This window comes from Streptomyces sp. NPDC050448, assembly GCF_040655295.1.
Lineage (GTDB): Bacteria > Actinomycetota > Actinomycetes > Streptomycetales > Streptomycetaceae > Streptomyces.
This window is the reverse complement of record NZ_JBFAJR010000004.1, coordinates 247,467-268,581: the sequence shown is the minus strand read 5'-3', so window position 1 is coordinate 268,581 and position 21,115 is coordinate 247,467. Positions and strand designations below refer to the sequence as shown.

Sequence of the window (21,115 nt, the reverse complement as noted above, 5' to 3'; positions counted from 1 at the left end):
ACCACCATGGGCGGCGAAGCGGCGACGAAGACCAGTCGGCTCTCGGATCTCGACTGGCTGCTCAGCGGCCTGGTCCAGCGGGTCCCCCACACGCGCAGCGCGGTACTCCTCACCGCGGACGGCCTCGTCACGTGCGTGCACGGCCTCGACAACGACAGCGCCGACCACCTGGCGGCACTGGCGTCCGGGCTGTACTCGCTCGGACGGAGCGCGGGATCCCGGTTCGGGGACGGCGCGGAGGTCCGGCAGGTGGTGGTCGAGCTCGACACCGCACTCGTGTTCGTGTCGGCCGCCGGGGCGGGCACCTGCCTGGCGGTCCTGGCCGACCGGGAGGCCGATGCGGGCGTGCTCGGCTACGAGATGGCGATGCTGGTCAAGAGCGTCCGACCGTACCTGGCGGCCCCGCCGCGGCGGCCCGTCGGTGACCCGGCGTGATGCGCGCCCGCGCCACGTACGGCATGGGGGCCCCGCGCGACACGCCCTGGCTCGACGACTCGGCGGGGCGGGTGATGCGCCCGTACACGGCCAGCGGCGGGCGGACCCGGTCCGCCGTCGCTCTCGACCTGCTGTCCCTGATGACCGCGACGGGGGTGCGCCCGCGGGGCCCCCTCGGCGCGGAGCACACCCTGGCGCTGCGCCTGTGTGCGGGCTCCGCGGCCGTCACCGTCGCCGAGGTGGCCGGGCAGCTGCGGCTGCCGGCGGTGGTGGTGAAGGTGCTGCTGTCCGACCTGATGGAACACGGGGCCGTCATGGCGCAGGCGCCGCGGTTCCCGGGCGGCGGATACCTCGCCGCCGACGACCAGAACCTGCTGCGGGCGGTGCTCGATGGCCTACGCCGACGACTGTGACACCCGCCCCGCCGCCGTCCTGCCCGCGACGCTGAAGATCCTCGTCGCGGGCGGGTTCGGGGCGGGCAAGACGACCTTCGTGGGCGCGGTGAGCGAGATCGAGCCGCTGTGCACGGAGGAGCTGCTCAGCGGGCTGAGCGAGGGCCCCGACCCGCTCGACGGGGTCGAGGCGAAGACGTCGACGACCGTCGCGCTCGACTTCGGGCGGATCACCCTGGACGAGCGCCACGTCCTGTACCTCTTCGGCACACCGGGGCAGCAGCGCTTCTGGTTCCTGTGGGAGGAGCTGTGCGCGGGCGCGCTCGGCGCGGTGGTGCTCGTCGACACCCGCCGGCTCGCCGACTGCTTCCCGGCCGTGGACTTCTTCGAACGGCGCGGCATCGGCTTCATCGTCGCCGTCAACGAATTCGACGAAGGCCACCGCTACACCGCCGAAGAGGTCCGCGAGGCGGTGGGGCTCGGGCCCGAGGTGCCCGTCGTACGGTGCGACGCGCGGCTGACGAGCTCCGGGAGGGGGGCACTGGCGGCGCTGGTCCACCACCTGCTCTTCACGGCGGCGACGGACAAGTCGGCACGGTCGGCGACTCGGCAGACTCAGCGAACCGAGTGAACTCGGCGAATCAAACGAATCGAACGAAATCTTGGGATGGGGGAACCCGCGATGACGTACTACGAGTCGACCGGACACCTGCTGCTCACACCCGTGGACCGGGAGGCGCCCGCCCGCGCCGTCCGGCTGCGCGAACTGGGCCTGGGGGAACGGGCGGACACGGAGCTCGACGCCTTCGCCCGGCAGATCGCCGAAGTGCTGGCGGCCCCGTACGCGGGGGTCAACTTCATCGGCGAGGAACGGCAGTTCTTCGCCGGTCTGCACCACGCTCCCGACGCCCCGGCGGGCGGGTACCCGGCACGGGTGCTGCCCCGGGACCACGGGTACTGCCCGCATGTGGTGGTGCGTCGCCGGGCGCTGGTACTGGAGGACGTACGGGACTTCGCGCGCTTCGCCGGCAACGCGGTGGTGGACGAGAGCGGGGTGCGGTCGTACCTGGGTGCGCCGCTGACCGACCGGCAGGGGATCGTCCTGGGCACCGTGTGCGCCGTGGACCTGGAACCGCGCCGGTGGGGTACGGCGGGGCTGGCGACGGTCAAATCCCTGGCGGCGGAGCTGCTGGAGATCATCCACGGACGCGAGGACGGCCTGCGGGCGGGCTGAGGGGCCGCTGCCCGGGGACGACTGTCAGTGCCGGGCGCTACGGTCGACGACATCGACCCGACCGGTGGCCGGAGAGGAGTCGCGGGATGGCCGTGACCGCCGAGGACGTCCGTACGACCGCGCTGTCGCTCCCCGACAGCAGCGAGAAGCTCGCCTGGGGCATGCCCACGTTCCGGGTGGGCGGGAAGATATTCGCCGCCCTCGGCGAGGACGACGCCTCGATCGGGGTGAAGTGCCCGAAGGAGGACCGCGCGGAGCTGATCGCGGCCGAGCCGGAGAAGTTCTTCGTCCGGCAGGGCCACGACGACAACTACGCCTGGCTCCGCGTCCGCCTGGCGGCGCTGGAGGGCGCCGCCGAGCTGCGCGCGATCCTGGTCGACTCCTGGCTCCAGGCGGCCCCCAAACGCCTGGCCGCGGCCCATCCGGAAGTGGCCGGGGAGTGACGCGGGGCCGCCCCGGAACCACGGGCCTCATCGGAGGAAGGCGCTGATCCGCTCGCGGAGGGAATGCGGGTCCAGGCCGTGCGCGGCGGTGTGCTCCTCCACCGTGCCGTAGCGGCGGAGCTCGGCGCGGCCGACGCCGAGGCCGAGGACGCGGTGCGGGACCTCCGCCAGGGCCTGGGCCGCGGCCGCGGTGGAGGTGCCGGCCAGGTACGGCTCGACGAGGACGACGTCGGTCGTGGCGCGGCCGACGGCCGCGCGCAGAGCCGCCTCGTCGAAGGGCCGCACGGTGGTGGCGTACAGCACGGTCACGTCCAGCCCCTCCGTCGCGGCGAGGACGTTGTCCAGCAGCGGGCCGACGGCGACGACGACACCGGTGCCGGCGCCTCCCTCCCGTACGGTCCGCAAGCGCAGGCCGTCCACCGGGAGCGGGGCGGCGTTCGACTGCTGCGAGAGCCGGACGTACACCTTGTCGTCCCCGGCGGCGTAGGCGTGGCGCAGCAGCGCCTCGGCCTCGTCCGGGTGTCCCGGCACGTGGACCGTCCAGCCGTCGAGGGTGTCCATCAGGGCCACGTCGCCCGGCGCCATGTGCGTGAACCCGCCGGCCGGCCAGTCGTAGCTGGCGCTCGCGCTGACCAGGACCCCGCCCGTGTCCTGGTGTCCGAAGTCCAGCTTGACCTGCTCGAACGGCCGCTCCACCAGGAAGCTGGCGAAGGTGTGCACGATCGGCCTCAGCCCGGTGAGGGCCAGCCCCCCGCCGACTCCGACGAGCAGCTGCTCCCTGATCCCGACATTGATCACCCGCTCCGGGTGGCGCTGCTGGGCGGGGCGGAACCCGTCCACGGTGATCTCGGCGAGCACGAGTGCCAGCCGAGGGTCCGCGTCGAGCTCACGCGACGTGACCGAGATGAAGCGTTCCCGCATGGTGTCCATGACGGCCTGACCCCTACTTCCTCTTCTGCGACTGCGACTGCGACTGCGACGGCTACTGCTACTGCTACTGCTTCTTCTCGACACGGGCGACGACGACGTGCGGCCGGCCCGGATGCGGTGCGGTGAAGGCGGCGTGCAGCGCCGCGTGGTCCCGGCCGTCCACGGTCACCGCCGACCACCCGGCGGCCTCGAAGCGGGAGGCGATCCCGCCGTGCCAGCCGTGGGTCGCGGAGTCGTTGTCGATCACCACGGTGTGCAGCCGCTCCAGCCCGGCCGAACCGGCGTACGCGAGGGCCTCGTGGTTGCTGCCCTCGTCGAGCTCGGCGTCCCCGATCAGCACCCACACCGCGGGCTCGTCCAGCCCCTGCGCCCGCAGCCCGAGCGCACTGCCGACGGCGAGCGGCAGTCCGTGGCCGAGCGAGCCGCTGCCGATCTCCACTCCGGGGATCAGGGTGCGGTCCGGGTGGTGCCCGAGGGGCGACTCGTACGATCCGAAGCCGCTCAGCCAGCCCACCGGGAAGAACCCCTTCGCGGCGAGTACGGCGTAGTACGCCATCGGCCCGTGTCCCTTGGAAAGCAGGAACCGGTCCCGCCCGGGCTCCTCGGCGGTCGCCGGCCCCACGCGCAGCACCCGGTCGTAGAGCACCCACAGCACGTCGAGCGTGGAGGTGGCGGCGGGCCCGTGCTTCTCGGCCCCGGTCATGAGCGCGATGAGCCGGCTCAGATCCTCGTAGCGGAACCCCGTGTCCGCGGTTGCCTGTGTCATGCACCGATCGTGCAACCTCAAGTTGAGTTGAGGTCAACCACCTCCACGGAACACCCCGCCCCGGGAAAGGTGCGCGCGACCACCCCGCGAAGTGCGGTATCGTTCTCCTGCGCGTTCAACCAGGGGAAACCCCAGGTCAGCGGGCATCGGGACGTGGCGCAGCTTGGTAGCGCACTTGACTGGGGGTCAAGGGGTCGCAGGTTCAAATCCTGTCGTCCCGACCAGCGTTTACGCAGGTCGGAGGCCGTTCTCTCATCCGTGAGAGGACGGCCTTTCGTGCGTCCGGGGCCGTGTTGGTCGCAATGTGGTCGCGTGTGCGGTTTGTGGCCGGTCGGCCGTGGCGCTGAAGCCGGGTACTGCGGGGGAGCGGAGTCGGCGGAGGCTTCGCGGAGCCGGTGGAGGTGGTCGCGTCCTCGGGTCCGCGTTGTACCCGCCGGCCTCGCCCTCCAGGAACCGGCCCAGGGCCTTCTCGGCGCTGTCCTGGGTGGGGAATCCGCTCCGTCGCACCGTGGTGCGGCGGTGGTCCGGGGTGGGGACATCGACGGCGAAGCTCCAGGTGTCGTGCTCGCTGTCGGTGACCAGGTGGGGGCAGTGCGCGCCGAGCTGCCGATGATGGGTGTCCCCGCAGCCGCAGCGGCGGTGGATGCGGCCGCGGCCGACGTTGGTACGCATGGGGATCGCCTCCGGGAGGGCTGCTCCCCGAGCCCGACCGCGATGCGTCCGGCTACCGGCGGTACGGCGCGAACGACGCCATCGACCTGATCAAGATCCGGACGCTCACGGAGGCCGGGGTCCCCCTGGCGCGGATCCGGGACCTGAGAGCGGCGCCCGATGAAGAGTTCCAGCGGGCACTGCGCGAGATCGACGACGAGCTCACCGCCCGCATCCGTGGCCTGCGGGGGACGCAGGGGCGCCTGCGCCGGCTCGCCGCCGGGCAGCTGGCACCTCTGCCCACCGAGATCGGGACCTTTCTCGAGGACCTCGTCCGCTGGGGTTTCACCCCCCGCTGGGTGGATCTGCAACGCGACCTGTGGATCCTCGTCTTCGCCACCCACCCGGACCGAGCGATCACGCTGTTCGAGGACCAGACCGAGAGCTTGGCCGACCCCGCGCAGCGCCGGCTCTTCCTCGACTACGACCACGTGTACGACCTCGACGCCGACGACCCCCGTATCGACGACCTTGCCCGCCGCCTTGCGGAGGCGACCCGAGCGCGCTACGGACCGGGCGAACTGCCCGAGCTGGATGCGGCATCCGAGATCCCCGCCCTCATCCAGGGCACGGTCAACGCCGCGTCCCCGGCATGGCAGCGACTCGACGTGCTCATCCGCGCACAGCTGGACGCATGACTCGACGTCGTCGGTGTCCTGCGCCGCCGCCCGGTGACTTCTGCAGCCGCTTGCGCAGGCGCGCCGGACGACCTGTTCGTAAGTACGGAAGCCGTCAAGGTCCCGCTCCCTGCAGAGGTTGTCAAGAACCCATCAATATTTGCGTCCCTCGGCATATGGGAGACGTCAATATCCGCGCTGAGTCGAACATTTGACCCTGATGCTGATCCGCAACACGAGGCCGTTCCTGCGGCCGGGCGTGAGGGTGGAGGGCACGTGACGATCACCGCCGGTACCGAGCACGGTCAGGGAACGGCGGCTTCCGAATCCGAGGGGGCGAGACCCGGGCCGGCCAGGCGCGGCGGGGGAGCCCCACGGACGCAGCCCCAACCGCAATCGCTGGGAACGGAGCCGCGGCGGCGCCCCGCCCGCAGGGTTGCCCGGTTGGCCCGACTGTTCACCGAACGCCTCTGGGCCACCCTGCCCGGCCGGTTGCGTCTCGCCCGCGCGGCGTGCGGGCTCATCGCCTCCGCCCTGCTGATCCTGCTCGCGGTGGCGGCGACGGGCGCGGCCACCGCGTGGGACGAGACGGCCCGGCATGACGGACCCCGCACCGTCTCGGCGACCCAGCTCAACCTCGCGCTCAACGACATGGACGCGCAGACCGCCAACATCCTGCTCTCCAGTGGCGATTCCGGTACGGGGGCGGGGCGCTTGGAGGAGTCGTACTCGAAGGCCGGGGACTTGTACCGGGATGCTCAGGACACCATCAGCCGCTCCCTGCGCACACTCGCCGCCGCCTCCGAGGGTGACCCGGACACCGAGGCGACCGTCGTGCGGCTCACCGACGAGTTCACCCACTACCAGGAACTGATCGGGCGAGTGCTGGAGAACGACAGTCGCCCCGGCGGTAAGGACGCCGCCCGAGTGGACTACCGGACTGCGACCGACCTCCTCACCGGCCGGCTGCTTCCGGAAGCACGCAAACTCGTGGACGCCAACGACGCCGTGTACGAACGCGGGTACGCGGCAGCCCGCTCCGACCTCGCAGTGCAGCGGACCGCGGAGGCCGTTCTCGGAGTGCTGCTGATCGCCGTGCTCGTCCTGCTCCAGATCCGCCTCGCCCGCCACTTCAACCGCGTCTTCAATCCAGGGCTGATCGCTGCCACGCTGTGCGCCGTGGTGGCGGTCGTCTGCGGTGCGCAGATGCTCGCCACGGAATACGACCGCATGAAGGTGGCCCGCCGCGACTCCTTCGACTCCGTCATCGCACTGTCCCGTTCCAAGGCGGTCGGGTACGACGTGAACGCCGACGAGAGCCGTTACCTCCTGGACCCCGAGCGCCGTCCCGCGTACGAGCGCTCCTTCCTCGACAAGTCGCAGCAGCTGTACGGGATGGAGGGCGCGACCCTCGCCACGTACGACGCCAAGCTCGACGAAACATGGGCCGCGTACCTGAAGAGCCATGAGGACAAACGGTTCACCGGCGAGTTCCGGCGCGAACTCGACAACGTCACCTTCGCCGGGGAGCGGGTGGCCGCCGAGAGGACCGTGGCCGCGTATGCCGTCTACCAGCGCGACGACCGGACGTTCCGCAGGCTGGTGGCGGAGGGGAAGACCAAGGAGGCCACGGTCTTCTCCATCGGCTGGGCTTCGGACACCTCCAACGCCCATTTCGGGGAGTGGATGAAGGCACTGGACGAGGTCACCGCCATCAATCAGAAGCACTTCGACCTCGCGGTCCGGGAAGGCCGGGGGGCGGTGACGACGCAAGCGCCCATGGCCGCCGCGGCGCTGCTGTTGACGGCCGGACTCACGGCGCTCGGGCTTCGGCGCCGACTGGCGGAATTCCGCTGAGGAACGGCCTGCGGTCAAAATCCATCAAGGCCTCGTCAGAGGGTCGTCAGAACGCTTGAGTGCTCATCCGCACGCCGGTTGGATGGATGACGTGAACACCGGCTCGCGCTACGACGACCGGCCGCCGAATCCGGTGGCGCCGGGGAAGCACCCTGTTCACCTGCCGCTGAGCTAGCGCCCGTTGGCCCGGGGGACGGACTTCTCCCAGGCCCAGGCCCCGGAACCAACTTCACCGCATGGCTGTGGCCCGGCTTCCCGGGCCTCGCGCCACCATGCCCACCTTCGGGAACCACTCATGCCTTCCTTCCTGTCCGGCCGGACCGTCATGGTCACCGGCGCCACTTCCGGCATCGGCTACGAGACAGCCCGCCTGCTCGCTGAGTGCGGCGCCACCGTGCTGCTTCACGGCCGCACCCCGCAGGAGGCCCGGGCAGCGGTCTCCCGGCTCCTCGCAACGGCGGACGTCGACGCCGAGCTCCTGCGCCCCTGCGCGGCGGACTTCGCGCACCTCGACGAGGTCGAGCGGCTCGCCAACCGTGTCATCGCCGGGCACCCGCACCTCGACGTCCTGGTCAACAACGCCGCCGTCGTCGCCCCCGAGCGCCACACGGTCACCCACGACGGCAATGAGCTTTCCTTCCAGGTCAACTTCCTCGCCCACTACCTGCTGACGAACCTGCTCGAACCGGCGCTCACCAGCGACCCGGGCGGCCGAGTCGTCAACGTGTCCTCCTCGATGCACCGCTCCGCGTCGATCTCGTGGAACGACCCCAACCGGACCCGCCGGTACTCGCGCCTGAACAAGCTCGCCGACCTGCTCGTCGGCCACTCCTCCTGACCGGCGGGGCCCCAGACCACCACGGCCGCAAGGCCGGCCGGCGCCGACGCTCAGGGCGCCGGTTCCCCGCGGGGGCGACCCACCGTCCAAGGCCGCCCCCGCCCCTCTTCCCCGAACCGAGGCGGCATCCGTCGTGATCGAGCTCCAGCCCTCCAGCCTCCCCGCCCTGGCCCGATGGTTCCCCGGCGGGGCCCCGGGCGTCGCGGCCCTTCCCGAGCACGTCCTCGCCACCGGCAACGGCCGCTGGTGGGCCGACCGTGCCGCCGATCCGCGGGCCGTGGCCGTCTCCAGCGGGGACCACGTCCTGCTCCGCGGGGACCCGGGCGTGCTGTCCCCCGATACCCTCGCTCCTTTCGCAGGCTGCTACATCGAGGCGCCGGCCCGCTTCCTGCCCGTCCTCGGCGGTGCCTTCGCGCGCGTGGACCCGTGAACATGCTGGAGCCCGAGCTCCTCGTAACATCTGCCAGGGATGCCGTTGCCAAGCTCCACCCGCGTGAGCTGGTGAAGAAGCCGGTGCTGTTCGTCGTCGCCGTCGGATCCGTCCTGACCACGGTGTCGGCGCTCATCCACCCGTCGGTTTTCACCTGGGTGATCAGCATCTGGCTCTGGCTGACGGTCCTGTTCGCCAACTTCGCGGAGGCGGTCGCCGAGGGCCGGGGCCGGGCGCAGGCGGAGTCGCTGCGCAAGGCGCGCACGGACACGGTCGCGGTGCGGCTGGGCCACTGGACGTACGGGACGAACCTGCGCCGGGCCGAGACCGAGGTGGTCACCCCGGCCGAGCTCCAGCCCTTCGACTTCGTCCTCATCGAGGCGGGCGAGCTGATCCCGGCCGACGGAGACGTGGTCGACGGCGCCGCCATGGTGGACGAGTCGGCCGTCACCGGTGAATCGGCCCCGGTCCTGCGGGAGTCGGGCGGAGACCGGTCGGGAGTGACCGGCGGTACGACCGTCCTGTCCGACTCGATCGTCGTACGGGTCACCTCGCGCCCCGGCAACAGCTTCATCGACCGCATGATTGCCCTGGTCGAAGGCGCCACCCGGCAGAAGACGCCCAACGAGATCGCGCTGAACATCCTGCTGGCCGCACTGACCGTCATCTTCCTCCTGATCGTGGTCACCATCCAGCCGATGGCCGCGTACGCGGGTGCCGCCCAGTCGACGACCGTCCTGGTCGCCCTGCTCGTCACCCTCATCCCCACCACGATCGGCGCCCTGCTCTCCGCGATCGGCATCGCCGGCATGGACCGCCTCGTCCAACGCAACGTCATCGCGATGAGCGGCCGCGCCGTCGAGGCAGCCGGCGATGTGAACACCCTCCTCCTCGACAAGACCGGCACCATCACCCACGGCAACCGCGAAGCCGCGGCCTTCATCCCGCTGCCCGGTGTCGACCACACCAAGCTGGCGGACGCCGCCCAGCTGTCCTCCCTCGCCGACGAGACCCCCGAAGGCCGCTCGGTCGTCGCCCTGGCGCAGCACTACGGACTTCAGCGGGCCGCCACGGAGGACCTGAGCAACCCCCGTTTCACCGAGTTCAGCGCCCGCACCCGGATGAGCGGCATCAACCTGAGCTGGGACAACGGGGCAGGCTGCGCCATCCGCAAGGGAGCTGTGGCGCAGGTCTGCGACTGGGTCGCGGCGCGCGGGGGAACGGTGCCCGCCGAGGCCGTCGGATGGTCGGTCTCCGTGTCCGAATCCGGAGGCACCCCTCTGCTGGTGGCCGTGCACGACTGGGACGGACCCCGGGTGCTTGGCATCATCCACCTCAGGGACGTCGTCAAGGAGGGGATCCGCGAGCGGTTCGCGGAGCTGCGCGCCATGGGCATCCGCACGGTCATGGTGACCGGCGACAACGAGCTGACGGCCCGTGCCATCGCCGCAGAGGCAGGTGTGGACGAGTACCTTGCCGAGGCCACGCCCGAGGACAAGCTGGCTCTCATCCAGCGAGAGCAGGCCGGCGGCAAACTCGTCGCGATGACCGGCGACGGCACCAACGACGCCCCCGCCCTGGCCCAGGCGGACGTCGGCGTCGCCATGAACACCGGCACCTCGGCCGCCAAGGAGGCCGGGAACATGGTGGACCTCGACTCCAACCCCACCAAGCTCATCGACATCGTCGAGATCGGCAAGCAACTGCTCATCACCCGCGGCGCCCTGACCACCTTCTCGATCACGAACGACGTCGCGAAATACTTCGCGATCATTCCGGCGATGTTCGCGTCCGCCTACCCTGGACTCGGCGCCCTCAACATCATGGGGCTCAGCAGTCCGACCTCCGCCATCACCTCGGCGATCATCTTCAACGCCCTCATCATCGTCGCGCTGATCCCGCTCGCCCTGCGCGGCGTCCGCTACAAGCCGGCTTCCGCGCACGACCTGCTCCGCCGCAACCTCGGCGTCTACGGCCTCGGCGGCCTCATCCTGCCCTTCGTCGGCATCAAGCTCATCGACCTCCTGGTCTCCGCCGTTCCCGGCCTGGGATGAGATCTCCTGTCGGGGCGGAGTCGGTGCCGGCCCCACCTTGGCCATACCTGCTACGCCATAGGTTGCCCCACCATGCGCCGGAGCGCGGTGAGGCAGGGCTTCACCTCGGTGATCTGGGAGCCGATGTGGCAGTGGAGCCCGGTCAGTTCCAGCTGTGGCTGGGCCAGGACGCGGGCCACGGCGTGCAGTGCGGAACCGTCGGTGAGGGACAGCCTGAACTTTTGCCCGTCCGTGCCCGTGCGGATCTTGTCGTGGCCGCCCGCGGAGATGCCGGGCACCACCCGCACCATCACCTTCCGGCGCCCTTCGGGCCCGATGGCGGCGGCGATGCGGGCGATCTCCGACGGGCTGTCGATGACGATCCGCCCGACCCCCAACCGCAGTGCGCTGTCGAATCGAGACCGTGTCCGACGGCCTCTGTCTGGTGCTCAGTGCATCGAGCTGCCGCAAGCGTTACAGCCGATTTCCTTCTGGACCGGGCGACGGATCAACCGGTGTCAGCGCGGGCCGTCCACCGGCGGCGGCTCCCCCGCCCCCTGACGGCTGGGGCCAAGGTCAGTCGCGGCTGTCGCCGAACCGCGGTGCCTGGGTGCTCCCTCCGTGTTCGCGGAGGTCGAAGGCGGCGTCGCGGTCGGCCGACGGGGGGTCAACCGGATAGGTCATCCGTATTCGTGTATGGTCACTCCAAGCGGATGGATTATCCGCATAGTTGCTGGGGGTGGATGTGCCATGAAGAGGACTGCTGTGGTCACGGCCGGGACGGCCGGCATCGGCTTGGAGACGGCGCTGGGACTGGCTGCCGCCGGATTCTCGGTCACGGTGATCGGACGCAACGCAGGCCGGGGCGCCCAGGCGGTCGACCGCATCAACGCGATGAGCCCGGCGCACCCTGCCCGGTTCCTGTCCGCGGACCTCGCCTCGCTCGACGAAGTGCGCGACCTCGCCCAGCGGATCGCCGCCGACCACGCCGCCTCGGGCGAACCGCTGACCGTGCTGGTCAACAACATCGGGGCGATGTTCCCGGACCGCCGGGATCTGGGCGGTGTCGAGGCGTCGTTCGTCGTCAATCACCTCTCGCCGTACCTGCTGACCGAGCTGCTCCTGCCCACGCTGACAGCCGGCGCCCCGAGCAGGATCGTGAACGTGACCTCGGGTGCGGTCGGGGTCGCGAGGCGGGTGTTCGACGCCGTCGAGCCGCCGGGTGGCTACTACGGCTTCCACTGGTACGGCCGCGCCAAGCTGGCCAACCTCGCCTACGCGCTCGATCTGGCCACGCAGCTGGACGGCACGGGCGTGTCGGTGTTCGCCGCCGACCCCGGAGGCGCCGCGACCGACATGACCAACGGCACCATGGGCGACCCGAAGATCGTCTCGCCCGCCCTGCGGCTGCTGTGGCCGCTGGTACGCCGCAAGTTCGAACGCTCGACTTCCGGTCCGGCGTCCGCCGCGGCCATCCCCTCGATAGTCGCCGCCACCGACGACGCTCTGACGGGGCGGACGGGCGTCGTCATCGGTCCCCAGGCGACTCCGGTGCCGCCGCCGCGGGCCGCGACCGACCCCCGCGTCGCCGAGGCCGTACGCCGGCTCAGCGAACGGCACGCGCCGCTGGCGGCCGCCTGACCTGCCAAGTGGTGACGGAACGGGCGGCGGGATCATCCGGATGGGCCATCCGATTAGCATGTCCCCATGACGACGACACCACTGCGCAGGGACGCGGCCCGAAACTGGGACCGGATTGTCGCCGTCGCCCGTGCCCTCATCGATGAGGGCACGCCTTTGCAGCTCAACGACGTCGCCCGCCGCGCCGGACTCGGAGTCGGCACCGTCTACCGACACTTCGCAACGCCCGAGGCGCTGCTGGAGACCGTCGCCACCCCCCGCCTGGAAGCCCTGGCCGCCCACGGCGAGCGAGCACTGGCCGACACCGACCCATGGCGCGCGCTGGAAGCGTTGTTGACCCGCACCGTCGAAGCGCAGGTGACCGACGCCTCGCTGGGCCCGGTCACCGCCGCACCCGCGGATGCCCTGTCGCGCACCACGGAGCTCAAGCAGTCGCTGTGGTCGGTCGGCGACGCCCTACTCGGCCGGGCCCGCGAGGCCGGGGCAGTCCGCCCCGACCTCGCCTCGGCCGACCTGGTCCCGCTCATGTGCGGCATCGCGTACGCCGTGCACGTCCACGGAGGCCGTGACGCCGACCGGGTCGACACCGCTCGCCGCTACCTGGCCACACTGCTCGGGGGCCTGCGCGCCACACCGCCGAAGGCGTGAGACGCGTCCCGCGTCCCGGCGATCGGCATCCGGCCTTCAGGGGGGGGCGGAGTAGGGGTGCCGGAGGCTCCGAACCGGGCGGTGCGAATGTGTTGACCGGACGGGGTGTGTGGAGGGGTTAGGGGGTGTCCGGCGGATCAGGGCCGGTGCTCGCGGCGTTGCTGCGCAACACCAGCAGCATCGCCGTCGTGGGCAACTCCGCCCGCCTGGTCAACCACACCCCGCACCTGCCCGGGTGGACGAGAGCCTGCTGAGGGCGGCGCCCCTGGAGGAGCGGCGGGTCACATGACGGCGGCCGGCTCGCGCTCGTAGCCGGGTACGGACGCGGCGAACGCGCAGGCGGTGTGCACCATGGCTCGGGCCAGTCCGTACCGACCCTCCGGGCACCGGGCAGGTCCTCGGTTCTCGCGTGCCGCACCGTGTACGGGCCGACCCTCTGATCCTGCGTCAGCTCTGTCATCACACTCCGCCTCTCGTGCTCCGGGGGCCGCAGGCTATCGGAAAACCGGCGTATTGGAAATGAAAACGATTTCAGATAACGTCTGCGTCGCACAGAGCCGACGGCAGTCTGGAAGGAAGTCCGGTGGGACATCTGCTGGTGATCGAAAGCTGGGTGGGGTCGATGAGCCGGCTGCTGCCCAGGGCGATCCGCGAAGACGGGCACGAGTTCACCTTCGTCACCCGCGACCTGCACCACTACCTGCGCTCGGCCCCTGCGGGCGACGGGCCGCACCCGCTGCTCACTGCCCGCAACGTCATCACGGCGGACACCAACGACACCGGCGCCCTCCTGGCGCGGGTCGAGCGGCTGCACGCCGTCCTCGGCTTCGACGGGGTGGTCTCCTCGTGCGACTACTACCTGCCGGCCGTCGCGCACACCGCCCGGCGGCTCGGACTGCCCGGGCCCGCCCCGGACGCCGTCGAGGCTGCGTGCCGAAAGGACCTGACGCGCCGTGTGCTAGCCGAGGCCGACGTCCCGGGCCCGCGCTTCGCGCTCTGCGCAGGGGCTGCGGAGGCAGCGGTCGCCGCTCGTGAGATCGGGTACCCGCTCGTCGTGAAGCCGGTGGACCTGTGTGCAGGCATGCTGGTCCGCGCGGTGGGCGACGAGCGCGAGCTGGAGCTTGCCTGCCGGGCCCTCGCCGAGTTCCCGGTCAACGCGCGCGGTCAGGACCGTGCCCCGGTCATCCTGCTCGAGGAGCTGCTGCACGGGCCCGAAGTCAGCGTCGAGACCGTCTCCTTCGACGGCACCACGCACGTCGTGGGGGTCAACGACAAGAGCATCGGCGGGGCGCCCGCCTTCATCGAGACCGGCCACATGTTCCCGGCCGGCATCGAGGAGGCCCTGGCCTCGGAGGCCGCCGAGACGGCGCTGCGGGCGGTCAAGGCGCTGGGCCTGGACCAGGTGGTCTGCCACACCGAGATCAAGCTGACGCCCGACGGGCCCCGGGTGGTCGAGGTCAACCCGCGCCCGGCGGGCAACCGCATCACCGAACTCATCCGGCATGTCACGGGCGTCGACCTGGCTGCCGCCTGCGTGGACGTGGCCCTGGGGCGCACGCCCGACCTGGCGCCGCGACCCACCGGCGTGCGCAGCGCCGCCATCTCCTTCCTGCCCCCTCGACACCGACGGCATCCTCGCCGGCATCGAGGGGGCAGAGGCCGTACGAGCCCGGCCCGAGGTGCTGGAGCTGACCCTCGCCGAACCCGGCCGCACCGTGCGGCCCGCCACCAGCAACAACGAGTACCTCGGCCACGTCATGACCGCCGACACCGAGGGCGGCGGCGCCCGCACCGCCGCCGAGCGGCTGCTCGCCGGCCTGCGTCCCTGTTACGAGCCCACCCCGGCGGTGCCCGCGTGACCCTGCCGGCCCCGCACACACCTGAAACGATCCCGGTGGGCGAGCGCCCGCATGCCGACCCCGCCGCCCGGAGCGTCGACCAGCTCTTCGACGCGGTCCTGGCTGGTGCGTACGGCCCCGACCCCGTCGGCGAGCGGATCTCGCTCGCGTTCACCACCTCCCAGGCCGTGCGGCACGAAGGGCGCGGCAGCGGCTACCGCAACGAGGTGCTCAGCCTGAGGCTCGACGCGGCGGTCGGGTCCTGCGCGGTCGAGCCCGGGACCCTACCGGAAGGCGCCCTCGACGACTGCGTGGGCGCCGCCGTCGCCGACCTCCTGGGGCATCCGCTCCTGCCCGTGCGGATCGCAGCGCTCGACGCCTACCTGGCCCACGTGCGGCCGCACACGCCCGACAACGGCGCCCGCCCGTATCCCCTCCCGGCAGGCAGTTCGCTGAGCCGTTCGCGGGCACGGGCCCGGGCCGTCATCGACCTGCTGCCCGCTGACGACTCCCCATCGCGCCGCCCGGTCCTGGTGGTCGGAGTGGTCAACTCGCTGCTCGAGCAGCTCCGTTCTCGAGGGCTCGACTACGTGCCGTGCGACCTCAAGGGCGGAGCCACCGAGTGGGGCGAGCCCGTCCTCAACGACGCGGCGGCACACCTGGAACGCTGCGGTGCCGTCCTCGCCTCCGGCATGACCCTCGGTAACGGCACCTTTCAGGACCTGCTCGACCACGCCGCCGAGACGGGGAAGCCCCTCGTGATGTTCGCCCAGACCGGCAGCGCCGTCCTGCCCCGATTCCTCGGGTCCGGAGTGAGCGCCGTCTCTGCCGAGCCGTACCCGTTCTTCTGGCTGGACGGCGGCCCCGGGGTCATCCACCGCTACGGAGGCCGTCCGTGACCACCGCTCCACTCATGCACAGGCCCCACACGGCCGCCGCCAACCCCGGTCTCATGCCCCTGCTGGGGCGCACGCCTGTCGCCCGGATCCACACCGACCTGCCGCACCCCCATCCTGGCTTCTGGGCCAAGCTCGAATGCCTCAGCGCCGGCGGGATGAAGGCCCGCGCGGCGATGTCGATGCTCACCGGCGCCCGCAGACGCGGTGAGCTGCGCCCCGGCGCCCCGGTCGTGGAGTCCACCTCCGGCACCATGGGCATCGGTCTGGCCTTCGCCGGGCAGGCCCTCGGCCACCCCGTCATCCTCGTCGGTGACACCGAACTCGAACCTTCCATCCGGCAGTTGCTGCGCACCTACGGCGCCCGCCTGGAGCTCGTCGACCGCCCCGCGCCGCAGGGCGGCTGGCAGGCCGCCCGCATCACCCGGCTGCGCGAGGTCCTGGCCCGCAACGAGGACGCCTACTGGCCCGACCAGTACAACAACCCGGACAACCCCGCGGGATACCTCTCCATGGCCGGGGAACTGATCAGCCAGCTCGACCACCTCGACATCCTGGTGTGCAGCGTGGGCACCGGCGGCCACAGCGCCGGGCTGGTCGGCCCGCTGCGCCGCCGCTGGCCCCGGTTGAAGGTCATCGGTGTCGACTCCGTCGGCTCCGCGATCTTCGGACAGCCCGCGAGGCCACGCCTGATGCGCGGACTCGGCAGCAGCATCCACCCCCGCAACGTCCGCCACGGGGCGTTCGACGAGGTGCACTGGGTGGGCGCCGCCGAGGCCGTCGACGCCTGCCGCCGGCTTGCCCGCGGCAGCTTCGTCAGCGGCGGCTGGAGCACCGGCGCAGTCGCCCTGGTCTCCGCGTGGGCAGCACGGGCCGAGCCCGGCGCCGTCGTGGCCACCGTGTTCCCCGACGGCCCGCACCGCTACCTCGGCACCGTCTACGACGACGACTTCTGCCACGCCCACGGCCTGACCGGCACCGCCCCGGCCACCCGCCCGCTGGAGATCCGGCACCCGTATGCGGCCGAGGCCCTCGGCTGGACCCGCTGCCGGACCGTCGTCGATCCCGTCGCCGCCCCCGGCGGCCAAGCCCGCGCTGCCCGCGTTCCGGCCCCCGGAGGTGCCGTATGAGACTTACCTGGCACACCGCCTCGCTCGAACTGGCGGAGCCGCTGCGGATCTCCCGCTCTGTGATGGCCCGCCGCGACGCGGTGTGGATCAGGCTGGAACACGGAGGGCTGCGCGGCTGGGGGGAGGCCGTCAGCAGCGTGTACCTCGGTCTGCCCACCGAACACATCCTTCGCCACCTGAGCGCCCTCCGGGCGGCGGTCGAGCGTCTGCCGGACCCGGAGACCGCCTGGGCGGAACTCGTCCCCGCGGGGCCTGTGGGCGCAGAGCTGCCCGCAGGAGTCCTCGCCGCCGTCGAGTCAGCCGTACTGGACCTCGTCGGCAAGCGAGCCGGTCAGCCCGTACACCAACTGCTCGGCAGCCCTGTGCCGCCGTCCGCGGCGACGGCACGCACCATCGGCATCGTCCCGCCCGTCGCCGCTGCCGCCCAGGCCAGTCGGCTTGCCGTGGCCGGCTTCAGCGTGCTGAAGGTCAAGGCCGGGTCCCCCGAGCCGGCCGAGGACCTGGCCCGGGTCGAGGCTGTCCGTGCGGGAGCGCCTGCCGTTGACCTGCTGCTCGATCCCAACGGTGCCTGGTCCGAGGACCAGGCCCACGCGCTGCTGCCCCGCTTCGCAGCCCTCGGCGTCACGGCCGTGGAACAGCCGATCGCCGCCGGGCAGCCCGAGGCCTTGTCCCGGGTCGCCGCCGCCTCGCCGGTCCCGGTGATCGCCGATGAGGACGCGGTCTCCTACGAGGACGCCGCGGCCCTCGCCGGGCGGGTCCACGGCGTCAACGTGAAACTCGCCAAGTGCGGGGGCGTACGGGCCGCGCTGCGCATCCAGGCGGCGCTGGACGGCAGCGGCACCGACCTCATGCTCGGCTGCCTCACCGCCAGTTCGCTCGGCATCGCGCCCGCCGTCCACCTGGTCGACCGGGCCCGCTGGATCGACCTCGACGGGCACCTGCTCCTCGCCAACGATCCCTGGTCCGGCATTGGCGGCTCCGACGGGACCGTACGCCCCGCTCCGCGCGGTGGCCTGGGAGTGCTGCCCCGCGTTGGCATACGCGCAGGTGCCGCGCGATGAGAGCCGAGCCGAGCACGTGGCACGGCGATGGCTCAGCGGACCGCGGCAGGGGCTCAGGGCATGGCGGAGTTGGCCGCCGGCCAGCCCCGCCCCGCCTCCGGGCCGCAGTCGGCCCTATCCCGTGCAGTCGTATGGCCTGGCAGGGTTGTCGACGGCCTTGAGCATGTGCGTGCGGGAGGTTGCGGGCTGCTCGCCCGGGCGGGTGCGGCGCCCGCGCACGCCGCGGGCGCGGGCGCCGCCAGGGCCATCAGGGCACGCCGGGCTCGCGGCCGCGGCGGTACGGGACGCCGGTCGGCGGGCGTCCCGAGGGGCGCGGCTCAGGCCGACGCCTCATTGATGGCCGTCATCGGCACGTCCCTTCCGCTCGGCGCCCGGAGGTCTTCGTCGGCCGCCGTTCGATGGTCCGTTCCGTCGGGTGAAGGTCCCGTGACCGACGGGCCGACGGGCCCCTGGGCGGCGGTCATTTCGCGGCGACCGGGCCGCGCATCCGGTCGCTCATCCACTTCAGGTCACCGTTGAACAGGGTGTCCGTGTACTTGTACCCGTCGTGACCGCCCTCGAAGGACGTCACCCGGGTCTCTATCGGGCCCTTGGTGATCTCCTGGCGGAGCTTGTCGAGAGCCGCGACCTCCTGCTTCGGCTCCTTCGTGCCCATGAGGAAGGAGATCGCCACCTTGTGGCCGGTCGTGGGCCCGGTCGAGGGGTCGGGCGAGGGGCTGCTCTTGGGGCTGCTCTTCGAGCCGGCCTTGGCGCTGCTCGACGGGCTGCTCGTGGGGCCGCCCGCGGCGCCGCTCTTCTTGATCAGCTGCTCGGCCAGCCAGGCCGGGCTGTTCTCCTGCTTCTCCTGCGGATGGCCGTTCCACAGTGGCGAATCGGGGGCCGCGTCGGGCCCGCCCGCGATCGCCACGCTGAACCGCTCGGGGTACTGGAGCACCATCTTCATGCCCACGTAACCTCCGGAGGAGGAGCCGAAGAAGCCCCAGCCCTTCGGGTCGGCGTAGGTGCGGAAGTTCTCCCGCACCAGGTCCGGGACGTCGTCCGAGATCCAGGTGCCCATTTTGGGCTGCCCCGGTATGTCGCTGCCGTCGTAGTAGGTGTCCTTGTTGGCGTTCAGCACCGGCATGACCACGATGAAGGGCAGGCTCTCGCCCTTGTCGGCGGCTTCCCCGATCCGTTCCTGGAGGCGGAACTCCTTGGAGAAGAAGTAGTTCGTCGGGTAGCCCACCGCGCCGGGCAGCGCCATCAGCACCGGGAAGGCGCTGTCCTTGTACTCGGGCTTGCCGTACTGCTTCGGCACCCAGGCCCACACCCGGCCGGTGAATCCGGACTTCGGCCCCGTCAGATCGGTGCGCACCACCCGCGTCCCGTCCGGCAGCTCCCGCTGCGTCGTCCACTCGCGCGGGTGGGTCGGCATCCGGACGTCGCTGGCCTTGTTGCTCTCCCCCGGCTTCGCTGTCTCCTTCGGGGCGAAGGAGACGGGATCGCCCTCGCTGGAGCAGCCGGACAGCGCGGCGACGGCGGACAGGACGAGGGCCGCGCAGAGCGTGGCTGAACGGTGTTTCACTCGGACTCCGGTGCAGAGTTACGGATCTCGAACGGGGTCTCGAACGGATCTCGCTGGTATAGATCGGTACGGCGACATATCGGTTCCCATGAACCAGCACGAACGGGGACCGAGCGCGAACATGCCGTCCGGGTCGGGGCGCGAGTCGCTCCCTGGTCACCCGGGTGCGGGATGAAGGCGATGGCGATCTGGCGGCCGGTGGCGTCGTAGGGAGACTCGCGCTCATCGGGCGCACCCGCCATCCCCCCCCCCGCCGACCTGCAGAAGCACGCCGCCCGCCGGTCGCGCCAGGCCTCGCACCTCACGGTGGGGGTGGACGGGGGTGGGGCGGCCCGGTCACGGCCGCCCCGCCCCCGTCCGGCGCTGTCAGTGCTGTTCGGCTTTGCCGCCGTGGTTGGCGGCCTTCTTGCGGCGGGCCTTCTTCTTGCGTGCGCGCTTGGACATGGCGGTACGGGGTCCCTTCAGGCGGTGTGGCCGACGAGCAGGTCGGCGAGCTTGGTCAGGCGCTTGACGGTGCGCTCCTCGGTGGCGGCCGGGGCCGGTTCGACCCGCTCGTCGCGGTCGTAGTACGCGCCGTTGACGATCTCGGTGGCCGGATCGCACAGGCGGACCACGTGGCCGGCGCCCTCGGCCGCGGACTCGCCCTCGTGCCCGTACAGGGGGAGCAGGCCGGTTTCGCACACGCCCGGGTGGACCGAGACGGCGGTCACCCGCGGGTCGGCGGCGAAGACGGTGAGGGCGAGCTGCGACTGCGCGTAGGCGGCGAGGCGGGAGTAGCGGCGCAGGCGCTGCGGGTCGTTCCACTGGATGGCCGCGGTGCGGTGGAGCGAGGAGGAGACGTTGACGACCCGGCCGCCGGGGCCGCTGGTGAGGCCAGGCTCCAGGAGGTTGGTGAGGAGGGTGCGTCGGCGGCCGACTCGGAGCGCCGGGACACCGCATCCTCACCGGCTACTCCAGACCGGAGACCTTGAACACGAGGAGCGCGGCCTCGCCGTTGATGCGCCGGGACAGTCTCTGCCAGTCCGCGGTCCCGGCGGCCACGGCGCCGCGCTCCAGGGAGGCCCGGACACCCTGCTCCAGCAGCTGCCACAGGGCTGGGGTGCCAGTGAGCACCTTCACGTCGAGCTCGATCCGTACGCCGTGGAGGTCCTGGAGCACCAGCCGCTGCCCGCTCCCGGCGGGCCAGCGCACGGCCACCAGGCCGTCGGTCCGCACCCGTCGCTCTCGCAGCAGCCCGCGCGAGGCGAACCAGCCGTCGCCCGCCGTGACCCGGGCCGGCACGAGCACCGCGAACAGCGCCGCCGCGAGCCCTGCCCACAGCGCGGCACGGGCTGGGGTGAGCGCCCCGGAGACCGCGTCGACCAGCAGCAGGAGCGCCAGCAGGATGCCGGCGCACAGGACAGCTGTCCGCAGAGCCCCCGGCCAGGCGTGATCGCGGACGGGCCTCTGCGGCGCCCGAGCGCACGTGTCTGGACCGGGTCTCATACGTCCGAGGCTAGGGACACGGCGGTCGGACGCCGCGGATCTTGATGGGATCCTGACGTGTCGTGAACGGGGTCTTGGCGCCGTTACGCCGAATGCCCGCTCCAGTGCTGATCTTCGGGTGACGGGGCTATGGTCACACCGTGCCGAAGCTGACCGAGATCCTCAA

At 71.7% G+C, this 21,115-nt stretch carries 20 protein-coding genes, 1 tRNA gene and 5 pseudogenes; 19 read left to right on the top strand and 7 right to left on the bottom strand.

From position 1 onward, the window contains the following. The first annotated feature begins 6 nt into the window (after positions 1 to 6). From AB0I68_RS07965 to AB0I68_RS07945, 5 genes are all read left to right on the top strand, one after another. Positions 7 to 435 carry a roadblock/LC7 domain-containing protein gene (locus AB0I68_RS07965; RefSeq protein ID WP_363176443.1) on the top strand — a complete coding sequence of 143 codons (429 nt, stop codon included), beginning with the start codon at positions 7 to 9 and terminating at the stop codon, positions 433 to 435. A 23-nt stretch (positions 436 to 458) separates the two neighbouring features. Next, positions 459 to 848: a DUF742 domain-containing protein gene (locus AB0I68_RS07960; RefSeq protein WP_363176442.1), complete on the top strand. Its 390-nt coding sequence runs from the start codon at positions 459 to 461 to the stop codon at positions 846 to 848. Then, complete coding sequence (locus AB0I68_RS07955) at positions 826 to 1,458, top strand: ATP/GTP-binding protein (protein WP_363176345.1); 633 nt, start codon at positions 826 to 828, stop codon at positions 1,456 to 1,458. Before AB0I68_RS07960 ends, AB0I68_RS07955 begins: the two co-directional genes overlap by 23 nt. Positions 1,459 to 1,509: 51 nt before the next feature. After that, a complete protein-coding gene (locus AB0I68_RS07950) occupies positions 1,510 to 2,061 on the top strand; it encodes a GAF domain-containing protein (protein ID WP_363176344.1) in 552 nt (183 codons plus the stop codon). An 86-nt stretch (positions 2,062 to 2,147) separates the two neighbouring features. After that, positions 2,148 to 2,504, top strand: coding sequence for an MmcQ/YjbR family DNA-binding protein (locus tag AB0I68_RS07945; RefSeq protein ID WP_363176343.1), 357 nt, complete (start codon positions 2,148 to 2,150; stop codon positions 2,502 to 2,504). A 27-nt stretch (positions 2,505 to 2,531) separates the two neighbouring features. Here AB0I68_RS07945 and AB0I68_RS07940 read toward each other — a convergent pair whose 3' ends face one another. Beyond that, entirely contained in the window at positions 2,532 to 3,434 is a 903-nt protein-coding gene (locus tag AB0I68_RS07940) for a transketolase (protein ID WP_363176342.1), read from the bottom strand. Between the two features lie 64 nt (positions 3,435 to 3,498). Beyond that, positions 3,499 to 4,200, bottom strand: coding sequence for a transketolase (locus AB0I68_RS07935; protein ID WP_363176340.1), 702 nt, complete (start codon positions 4,198 to 4,200; stop codon positions 3,499 to 3,501). Between the two features lie 147 nt (positions 4,201 to 4,347). Between AB0I68_RS07935 and AB0I68_RS07930 the strand changes: the two genes are divergently transcribed. After that, positions 4,348 to 4,424 (top strand) — tRNA-Pro (locus tag AB0I68_RS07930). A gap of 28 nt (positions 4,425 to 4,452) precedes the next feature. Here AB0I68_RS07930 and AB0I68_RS07925 read toward each other — a convergent pair. After that, complete coding sequence (locus AB0I68_RS07925; RefSeq protein ID WP_363176339.1) at positions 4,453 to 4,872, bottom strand: hypothetical protein; 420 nt, start codon at positions 4,870 to 4,872, stop codon at positions 4,453 to 4,455. 20 nt (positions 4,873 to 4,892) lie between these two features. On the opposite strand from AB0I68_RS07925, the pseudogene AB0I68_RS07920 reads away from it, so the two are divergent. The 6 genes and pseudogenes from AB0I68_RS07920 to kdpB form a co-directional block, all read left to right on the top strand. Beyond that, a pseudogene (locus AB0I68_RS07920) lies at positions 4,893 to 5,009 on the top strand (MerR family transcriptional regulator); the annotation flags it as partial. A 201-nt stretch (positions 5,010 to 5,210) separates the two neighbouring features. Beyond that, entirely contained in the window at positions 5,211 to 5,549 is a 339-nt protein-coding gene (locus AB0I68_RS07915; protein WP_363176338.1) for a MerR family transcriptional regulator, read from the top strand. Between the two features lie 423 nt (positions 5,550 to 5,972). Further along, positions 5,973 to 7,385 carry a hypothetical protein gene (locus AB0I68_RS07910; RefSeq protein WP_363176337.1) on the top strand — a complete coding sequence of 471 codons (1,413 nt, stop codon included), beginning with the start codon at positions 5,973 to 5,975 and terminating at the stop codon, positions 7,383 to 7,385. A gap of 295 nt (positions 7,386 to 7,680) precedes the next feature. After that, positions 7,681 to 8,184, top strand: a pseudogene (locus tag AB0I68_RS07905) (SDR family NAD(P)-dependent oxidoreductase); the annotation flags it as partial. Between the two features lie 172 nt (positions 8,185 to 8,356). Continuing rightward, the gene (locus AB0I68_RS07900; RefSeq protein WP_363176336.1) at positions 8,357 to 8,653 is read left to right on the top strand and encodes a hypothetical protein; all 297 of its coding nucleotides are present in this window, start codon (positions 8,357 to 8,359) and stop codon (positions 8,651 to 8,653) included. A gap of 2 nt (positions 8,654 to 8,655) precedes the next feature. Beyond that, complete coding sequence (kdpB, locus tag AB0I68_RS07895; RefSeq protein ID WP_363176335.1) at positions 8,656 to 10,707, top strand: potassium-transporting ATPase subunit KdpB; 2,052 nt, start codon at positions 8,656 to 8,658, stop codon at positions 10,705 to 10,707. A 65-nt stretch (positions 10,708 to 10,772) separates the two neighbouring features. On the opposite strand, the pseudogene AB0I68_RS07890 reads toward kdpB, so the two are convergent. Beyond that, positions 10,773 to 11,105, bottom strand: a pseudogene (locus AB0I68_RS07890) (diaminopimelate decarboxylase); the annotation flags it as partial. A gap of 331 nt (positions 11,106 to 11,436) precedes the next feature. On the opposite strand from AB0I68_RS07890, the gene AB0I68_RS07885 reads away from it, so the two are divergent. The 7 genes and pseudogenes from AB0I68_RS07885 to AB0I68_RS07855 all read left to right on the top strand — a co-directional run bounded on the left by AB0I68_RS07885 (position 11,437) and on the right by AB0I68_RS07855 (position 17,900). Then, positions 11,437 to 12,327, top strand: a complete 891-nt coding sequence (locus AB0I68_RS07885; RefSeq protein ID WP_363176334.1) for an SDR family NAD(P)-dependent oxidoreductase — start codon at positions 11,437 to 11,439, stop codon at positions 12,325 to 12,327. Between the two features lie 66 nt (positions 12,328 to 12,393). Then, entirely contained in the window at positions 12,394 to 12,975 is a 582-nt protein-coding gene (locus AB0I68_RS07880) for a helix-turn-helix domain-containing protein (protein WP_363176333.1), read from the top strand. A 125-nt stretch (positions 12,976 to 13,100) separates the two neighbouring features. After that, the gene (locus AB0I68_RS07875) at positions 13,101 to 13,229 is read left to right on the top strand and encodes a hypothetical protein (RefSeq protein WP_363176332.1); all 129 of its coding nucleotides are present in this window, start codon (positions 13,101 to 13,103) and stop codon (positions 13,227 to 13,229) included. A gap of 329 nt (positions 13,230 to 13,558) precedes the next feature. Continuing rightward, positions 13,559 to 14,834, top strand: a pseudogene (locus AB0I68_RS07870) (ATP-grasp domain-containing protein). A 35-nt stretch (positions 14,835 to 14,869) separates the two neighbouring features. Continuing rightward, on the top strand, positions 14,870 to 15,712 hold the full coding sequence (locus AB0I68_RS07865; protein ID WP_363176441.1) for a DUF364 domain-containing protein: 843 nt from the start codon (positions 14,870 to 14,872) through the stop codon (positions 15,710 to 15,712). Between the two features lie 14 nt (positions 15,713 to 15,726). Beyond that, positions 15,727 to 16,839, top strand: coding sequence for a pyridoxal-phosphate dependent enzyme (locus AB0I68_RS07860; protein ID WP_363176440.1), 1,113 nt, complete (start codon positions 15,727 to 15,729; stop codon positions 16,837 to 16,839). After that, positions 16,836 to 17,900 (top strand): dipeptide epimerase, encoded by a 1,065-nt coding sequence (locus AB0I68_RS07855; protein WP_363176331.1) that lies wholly within the window; start codon positions 16,836 to 16,838, stop codon positions 17,898 to 17,900. Before AB0I68_RS07860 ends, AB0I68_RS07855 begins: the two co-directional genes overlap by 4 nt. A gap of 460 nt (positions 17,901 to 18,360) precedes the next feature. On the opposite strand, the gene AB0I68_RS07850 is transcribed toward AB0I68_RS07855, so the two are convergent. The 3 genes and pseudogenes from AB0I68_RS07850 to AB0I68_RS07840 all read right to left on the bottom strand — a co-directional run bounded on the left by AB0I68_RS07850 (position 18,361) and on the right by AB0I68_RS07840 (position 20,949). Further along, positions 18,361 to 19,464, bottom strand: coding sequence for an alpha/beta hydrolase-fold protein (locus tag AB0I68_RS07850; RefSeq protein WP_363176330.1), 1,104 nt, complete (start codon positions 19,462 to 19,464; stop codon positions 18,361 to 18,363). A gap of 461 nt (positions 19,465 to 19,925) precedes the next feature. Then, positions 19,926 to 20,363 (bottom strand): annotated as a pseudogene (locus AB0I68_RS07845) (short-chain dehydrogenase); the annotation flags it as partial. A gap of 49 nt (positions 20,364 to 20,412) precedes the next feature. After that, positions 20,413 to 20,949 (bottom strand): hypothetical protein, encoded by a 537-nt coding sequence (locus AB0I68_RS07840; RefSeq protein WP_363176329.1) that lies wholly within the window; start codon positions 20,947 to 20,949, stop codon positions 20,413 to 20,415. Positions 20,950 to 21,115: the final 166 nt, after the last annotated feature.

Excerpts from the sequence above, each read along its gene's own strand:
- AB0I68_RS07855 (WP_363176331.1), top strand. The coding sequence starts at position 16,836 with ATGAGACTTACCTGGCACACCGCCTCGCTCGAACTGGCGGAGCCGCTG.
- AB0I68_RS07925 (WP_363176339.1), bottom strand. The coding sequence starts at position 4,872 with ATGCGTACCAACGTCGGCCGCGGCCGCATCCACCGCCGCTGCGGCTGC.
- AB0I68_RS07945 (WP_363176343.1), top strand. The coding sequence starts at position 2,148 with ATGGCCGTGACCGCCGAGGACGTCCGTACGACCGCGCTGTCGCTCCCC.
- AB0I68_RS07885 (WP_363176334.1), top strand. The coding sequence starts at position 11,437 with ATGAAGAGGACTGCTGTGGTCACGGCCGGGACGGCCGGCATCGGCTTG.
- AB0I68_RS07935 (WP_363176340.1), bottom strand. The coding sequence starts at position 4,200 with ATGACACAGGCAACCGCGGACACGGGGTTCCGCTACGAGGATCTGAGC.
- AB0I68_RS07955 (WP_363176345.1), top strand. The coding sequence starts at position 826 with ATGGCCTACGCCGACGACTGTGACACCCGCCCCGCCGCCGTCCTGCCC.
- AB0I68_RS07860 (WP_363176440.1), top strand. The coding sequence starts at position 15,727 with ATGCACAGGCCCCACACGGCCGCCGCCAACCCCGGTCTCATGCCCCTG.
- AB0I68_RS07950 (WP_363176344.1), top strand. The coding sequence starts at position 1,510 with ATGACGTACTACGAGTCGACCGGACACCTGCTGCTCACACCCGTGGAC.
- AB0I68_RS07940 (WP_363176342.1), bottom strand. The coding sequence starts at position 3,434 with ATGGACACCATGCGGGAACGCTTCATCTCGGTCACGTCGCGTGAGCTC.
- AB0I68_RS07960 (WP_363176442.1), top strand. The coding sequence starts at position 459 with ATGGGGGCCCCGCGCGACACGCCCTGGCTCGACGACTCGGCGGGGCGG.
- AB0I68_RS07840 (WP_363176329.1), bottom strand. The coding sequence starts at position 20,949 with ATGAGACCCGGTCCAGACACGTGCGCTCGGGCGCCGCAGAGGCCCGTC.
- kdpB (WP_363176335.1), top strand. The coding sequence starts at position 8,656 with ATGCTGGAGCCCGAGCTCCTCGTAACATCTGCCAGGGATGCCGTTGCC.
- AB0I68_RS07880 (WP_363176333.1), top strand. The coding sequence starts at position 12,394 with ATGACGACGACACCACTGCGCAGGGACGCGGCCCGAAACTGGGACCGG.
- AB0I68_RS07965 (WP_363176443.1), top strand. The coding sequence starts at position 7 with ATGGGCGGCGAAGCGGCGACGAAGACCAGTCGGCTCTCGGATCTCGAC.